Annotated in this window: 5 protein-coding genes; 1 reads left to right on the forward strand and 4 read right to left on the reverse strand. The window is 55.9% G+C overall.

Annotated elements, in window-relative coordinates; genetic code table 11:
* The 4 genes from Q7T06_RS02060 to flgB all read right to left on the reverse strand — a co-directional run.
* Positions 1 to 589: flagellar hook-basal body complex protein (locus Q7T06_RS02060; RefSeq protein WP_304779308.1), on the reverse strand; the 589-nt coding region annotated here is incomplete at its 3' end.
* Between the two features lie 36 nt (positions 590 to 625).
* On the reverse strand, positions 626 to 1294 hold the full coding sequence (locus Q7T06_RS02065) for a flagellar hook assembly protein FlgD (RefSeq protein WP_304779315.1): 669 nt from the start codon (positions 1292 to 1294) through the stop codon (positions 626 to 628).
* Positions 1295 to 1312: 18 nt separating this feature from the next.
* Positions 1313 to 1717 carry a flagellar basal body rod protein FlgC gene (flgC, locus tag Q7T06_RS02070; protein WP_304779321.1) on the reverse strand — a complete coding sequence of 135 codons (405 nt, stop codon included), beginning with the start codon at positions 1715 to 1717 and terminating at the stop codon, positions 1313 to 1315.
* A gap of 2 nt (positions 1718 to 1719) precedes the next feature.
* On the reverse strand, positions 1720 to 2139 hold the full coding sequence (gene flgB / locus Q7T06_RS02075; RefSeq protein ID WP_304779326.1) for a flagellar basal body rod protein FlgB: 420 nt from the start codon (positions 2137 to 2139) through the stop codon (positions 1720 to 1722).
* 187 nt (positions 2140 to 2326) lie between these two features.
* On the opposite strand from flgB, the gene flgA reads away from it, so the two are divergent.
* The gene (gene flgA, locus Q7T06_RS02080; RefSeq protein WP_304779332.1) at positions 2327 to 3034 is read left to right on the forward strand and encodes a flagellar basal body P-ring formation chaperone FlgA; all 708 of its coding nucleotides are present in this window, start codon (positions 2327 to 2329) and stop codon (positions 3032 to 3034) included.
* The last annotated feature ends 23 nt before the right edge of the window (positions 3035 to 3057 follow it).

A 3057-nucleotide genomic window follows, 5' to 3' on the forward strand; every position in this document is an offset into this window, starting at 1 on the left:
AATTACCCAGGCTGTCGTAGACCGGCGCGGAAGTGGAATCGCTGAATGTCGCAGGATCGTTAGGAGCGAATCCTGCTGCAGTCAGATTGCCCTTGCGCGAATCAAGCGTAAGCGCCAGGTCATAGGTACTGGTGGGTTGCGGCGACAGATCGGCCTTGTCGATTTTCAGGTCGGGCGGCGCACCAACCGCAACCACGCCGTTCGCATCCGCCATGTAGCCGGTCAGACGTGCACCGGTTGCATTCTCGATGAAACCTTCCTTGCTCAATATGAATTGTCCGTTGCGGCTATAGCTGATCGAGCCGCCTGTGCTCATGCGGAAAAAGCCGTTGCCGTTGATCGCCATGTCGAGCGGGTTGTTCGATGCAGTGACGTTGCCCTGGCTAAACAGCTGCGCGACGCGCGCTATCTGTGTGCCGATACCGATCTGCGAAGCGCCGGAGCCGGTCAGCGTGCTGGCATAGACGTCTGAAAACTGTACTTGCGATTGCTTGAAGCCGACCGTGCCCGAGTTGGCGACGTTATTGCCGATGGCTTCTAGACTTTTGGAAGCGGCATTCAATCCGCTCAAACCTTGTTGGAAACTCATGGTATTTCTCCTGGTTTATCTTGCCGCTGTATTAAATTAAAGAATTTGACGGATGTCCGACAGGTTGAGCGCGCCTAATCCTGGCACGTTGATTTTCACCCCATCCTGCCCGGTCGTCACCGTCGTTACCATGCCGAACTGAAGTTCGGTTGCGTCCACAGCCTTGCCGTCATATGTCGCGTTGACCTCGAATGAGTAAGTGCCTTCCGGCGCCTTCGTGCCATCGGTTTTCGTGCCATCCCACAGCAGGGGCAAGGTGCCGGCATCCTGTTTACCCAGGCTGATGGTTTGCATGATATTGCCGGAGGCATCCTTGATGACGACTTCCGCCGCATCGACCGCCTGCGGCAACTCAACGCCCATCAGCGCCTTGTCTTCGGACAAGCCCAGCTTGTTGCCGGATGATAGTACGCCGTGGCCGATCAAATTGGCCGACTGCAGGGACTGGCTCGACTGATAGCTGCCGATCAGCGATTCCAGAGTGGAATTGACCTTGTCGATACCGGTCACGGTCGACAGTTGCGCCAGCTGGCTCGTCACTTGTGCGTTATCCAGCGGATTGAGCGGATCCTGATTCTTCATCTGTGTCACCAGCAGCTTCATGAAGCGATCCTGCGCCGCCTCTGCAGTCGATTGCGTGGTGGCAGCTTTAGGATTCATCGTATCGAGCAATGATTGCGGCAAGGTGTTACTGATAGCGGCCATGATTATTCCTTTTATTGTTTACTGACCGAGAGTCAGTGTTTTAAGTAGCATCGTCTTGGCCGCGTTCATGGTTTCGACATTGGTTTGATAAGAGCGCGAGGCAGAGATCATGTTGACCATCTCCTCGACGACATTGACATTCGGCATCGCGACATGGCCGGTTTCATCGGCGGCCGGATGTTTTGGATCGAACACCATTTTTAGCGGCGTCGTGTCTTCGACCACCTGCTTGACCTTGACGCCGGTGGACGCCGCGCCCGACATCGGCACCGCCTGAAATTCCACCTGCTTGGCGCGATAAGTCTGGCCGTTTGCACTGGTCGTGCTTTCGGCGTTGGCGATATTGCTGGACACCACATTGAGGCGCTGACTCTGCGCACTCATGGCCGAACCGGCGACATTGAATATATTAAATAGCGACATGATTATTGCCCCTGTATGGCGGTAAGCATTCCCTTGATCTTGGCCGACACCAGTGTCAGGCCGACTTCGTAGCGCATCGCGTTATCGGTAAATTGATTGCGCTGCACATCCATATCCACCGTATTGCCATCGATATTGCCCTGCTGCGTGTTGCTATATAACAGCGGCGCACCGCCTATGGTCTGATGCGTACTGGAAGAAAGATGCGTGGTCGAGGTTTTCGCCAGATCGGCAGGCGCTGTAGCGCCGCCGGTACTCTTGGCTATCGCACCTTGCAAAGCCTTGTTAAAATCGATGTCACGCGCCTTGAAATTCGGCGTATCCGCATTGGCAATATTCGACGCCAGCAATTGTTGGCGCTGCGCGCGCAAACTCAGTGCCGTCTCCTGAAAGCGCATCAAGTCATCAAGTTTTCCGATCATTACGACCTCCGAAGTGTGCGCTCAAGGTAACTATGCTCTGCGCCGGTAATGGATTTGTATAGCGTGAATCATACGGAGCCCCTGTTCGCTCCGATCAAACGAGAAGAAGACGAAAATCCATGCTATTCCCTGCTTTACCGGGGCGCCATATCAGTACCATGATCGTGCAATCAATCCACCGGCCGCCATGAAACACACTTTCAATATTGTTATCACCGTCTTCGCACTGTCGACCCAGTTCGCCAGTGCGCAAGTCGTCGAGCCTGCGCCGCGCCAGGACCTGGGAACGCTGAAGCAGACCGCCGAGCAATTCCTGCGCACCCAGGCCAAGGGTTTGCCAGGCGAAGTGCGGGTAACGGTCGGTGCCATCGATCCGCGCCTGAAATTGCCGGCATGTACGGTGCCGGAAGCGTTTCTGCCGCCAGCCAGCAAGGTATGGGGCAAAACTACCGTAGGCGTGCGCTGCACGACACCGTCTTCCTGGACTATTTATGTATCCGCCCAAGTGCAGGTGCATGGCGAATACATCGCGGCTGCAACGCCGCTGGCGCAGGGACAGACCATCAGTCAGGCCGATCTTGCCAGCGTCAAGGGCGATTTGACCGCCTTGCCAGCCGGCGTGATTACCGATGCCTCCCAGGCGCTGGGCCGCAGCGCTGCGGCCAATATTGCGCTGGGCTCTCCATTGCGGCAGGATGCCCTGCGCACCCAGCAGGCGATCCAGCAAGGCCAGGCAGTGCGTGTGGTCGTCAACGGCGCGGGATTCAGCGTATCCAGCGAAGCGCGCGCGCTGAATAATGCCTATGAAGGTCAATTGACGCAGGTCAGGACACCCGCAGGCCAGGTGGTCAGTGGAATTGCAAAACTGGGCGGAATAGTTGAATTAGCATATTAATATTGCAATTAAGGCGTCATATT

The sequence above is a fragment of the Herminiimonas sp. genome, from assembly GCF_030645555.1.
Taxonomy (GTDB): Bacteria; Pseudomonadota; Gammaproteobacteria; order Burkholderiales; family Burkholderiaceae_D; genus Oxalicibacterium.

Coding starts and splice junctions, on each gene's coding strand:
- flgC (WP_304779321.1), bottom strand. CDS start 1,717: ATGTCGCTATTTAATATATTCAATGTCGCCGGTTCGGCCATGAGTGCG.
- flgB (WP_304779326.1), bottom strand. CDS start 2,139: ATGATCGGAAAACTTGATGACTTGATGCGCTTTCAGGAGACGGCACTG.
- flgA (WP_304779332.1), top strand. CDS start 2,327: ATGAAACACACTTTCAATATTGTTATCACCGTCTTCGCACTGTCGACC.
- Q7T06_RS02065 (WP_304779315.1), bottom strand. CDS start 1,294: ATGGCCGCTATCAGTAACACCTTGCCGCAATCATTGCTCGATACGATG.